Below are 2,367 nucleotides of genomic sequence, written 5' to 3' on the forward strand. Positions count from 1 at the left end.
GTTCGAGGCGCCGTCCTGGTTCACCGCAGAGCCCCGCACCACGGCGAGCACCCGATGCCCCTGGCGCACCGCATCGGACAACCGCTCCACCACCAACACACCCACACCCTCAGCAAACCCAGTCCCGTCAGCTGCCGCGGCGAAGGGCTTGCACCTGCCGTCCGGGGCGAGGCCGCGCTGCCGGCTGAACTCCACGAACCTTGAGGGTGAGGACATGACGGTGACGCCGCCCACCAGCGCCAGGGAGCTCTCACCGGAGCGCAGCGACTGCGCCGCCCAGTGCAGCGCCACCAACGACGACGAACACGCCGTGTCCACCGTCACCGCGGGCCCCTCGAAGCCCAGCGCATACGCCACCCGACCGGACAGGACGCTGGCGGCGCTTCCTGTTCCCAACTGTGCTTCCAGCGCGGCGGGGTAGCGCCTCAGCCTGGAGGCGTAATCCTGCCCGTTGGACCCGATGAACAGGCTGGTGTCGCTTTCCCGCAGTGTGAAGGGGTCGATCCCTGCGTCTTCGACGGCTTCCCAGGACGTTTCCAGCAGCAACCGCTGCTGCGGGTCCATCGCCAACGCCTCACGCGGAGAGATGCCGAAGAACTCCGGATCAAAATTCTTGAAATCTGCCAGGAACCCCCCGTGCCGGGTATAGCTCGACCCCGCTATGTCGCTATCGGGGTTGAACAGTGTGTCGATATCCCAGCCTCGGTCCTCCGGAAACCCGGAGACCGCGTCCCCTTCGGAGATGACCAGGTTCCACAAGTCGGCAGGGCTGGCCACCCCACCGGGGTAATGGCAGGCCATTCCCACGATCGCCACCGGCTCATGCCTGTTTTCGGCAAGTTCGCGATTTCTCTGTCGTAGACGTTCGCTTTCCTTCACGGAGGCGCGTAGTGCGTTGATGAGCTGCTGTTCAGACATCATTACCCCAGGCTCGTGACTCAGAGATCGCCGACTTGGTGTGCCATCTCGATGAGTGCGGCGAGATCAGCTGTATCAGCATCGGCACCGGCTGCCGCAGGTTCCTCCGGCACGTGTTCAGGTTCCGTGGACGGGGACGAACTCGGGAACAGCTCGTCACACAGTTTCCGCGCCATCGCCTCAGCGGTTGAGTACTCGAAGGCGAACGTGGTCGGTAGCCGCAGGCCCGTAGCCGTGTTCAGTTTGTTACGCAGCTGCACGGCTTCCATGGAACCGAGGCCGAGTTCGGTGAACGCCGTCCTGGCGCCGATCTCTCCCGAGTCCTCCTTGTATCCCAGGACGGCAGCGGCGTACGTGCGGACAATGTCCACGAGAGCACGTATTTTTGCGTTTGCTGAGAGGTTGGCCAACCGGTGCTGGAGAGATATTTCGTCCGCCCTGTTCGCCTGTCGAGCACGCGTTTTCCGTACCGGTTCGGCAGTTCCGATTTTCTCAGCGGATATCGGCCGCAGCACCAAGGACTCCACCGATGCCACGGGACGGCCCGTGGCCTGCGTAATGCTCAGCGAGAGAGTGTCCGGCTGCCGCCTTGAGATCCTGCACCGCAACACGGAGGCTCCCGGCTCATACAACGATACCCCCGTCCAGGAGAAGGGCATCCGAATCTGTTGCGCTTCCTCGTGCAGATCAGCGACCAACAGAGACTGGAGGGTTGCGTCCAGCAGAGCCGGGTGCAGGAGGAAAGAGCCAGGATTGCCGATTTCCGGTTCGGGCAGTGCGACTTCGGCGAATACGTCCTGGCCGTCGCGCCACGCTGCGCGCAGACACTGGAACGCCGGGCCGTAGTCGTATCCGCGCTCGACCAGGCCTTCATAGGCACCGCTCAGATCGAGAGCGGTGGCCCCCATCGGCGGCCACTCCTCCACTTCGGTGGACTTACCGGTGTCCCGCGCGGACGACCTCACCATGCATCCGATCGCGTGCCGCACCCATCCCGATTCGCTGTGGGAATGCACGCTCACCACGCGCCTGCTGTCCGCGTCCGGCGCCGCCATGGCGACCTGGAACTTGACCCTGGCGCCCCTACGGAAGACCAACGGCGCCTCCAGGGTCAGTTCCTCGATATGGTCCGCCCCGACTTCCGCACCCGCCCGGAACGCCATTTCGAGCAAGGCCGATGCGGGCAAGACCATGACGCCACCGACTACGTGGTCGGCAATCCAGGGGTGAGTGCTCTCGGAGAGGCAGCCCGTGAGGAGAAGACCATCCGTCTGCGCCAGTTCTACCAGCGCGTTTGCCAGGATGTGGTTGATCGCTTCCTGCCCCGCGGCGTCGACATCCGGCCTACGACTCCCGTTGTCGAGCCAGTAGTGGTCGTGTTGGAAGGGGTAGGTGGGGAGTTGGATGCGTTGGGGTTCGTGGTCGGTGAAGGTGGCGTGCCAGTCGATG

General features: G+C 64.3%; 2 protein-coding genes. Both read right to left on the minus strand.

What is annotated here, in order from left to right:
* Nucleotides 1-918, minus strand: a 918-nt coding sequence (locus ACGFR7_RS37460) for a beta-ketoacyl synthase N-terminal-like domain-containing protein (RefSeq protein ID WP_393328551.1), incomplete at its 3' end; no start/stop codon positions are given.
* Nucleotides 919-938: 20 nt separating this feature from the next.
* Nucleotides 939-2,367: polyketide synthase dehydratase domain-containing protein (locus ACGFR7_RS37465; protein ID WP_393328548.1), on the minus strand; the 1,429-nt coding region annotated here is incomplete at its 5' end.

Source organism: Streptomyces sp. NPDC048516 (genome assembly GCF_043199875.1).
Lineage (GTDB): Bacteria > Actinomycetota > Actinomycetes > Streptomycetales > Streptomycetaceae > Streptomyces.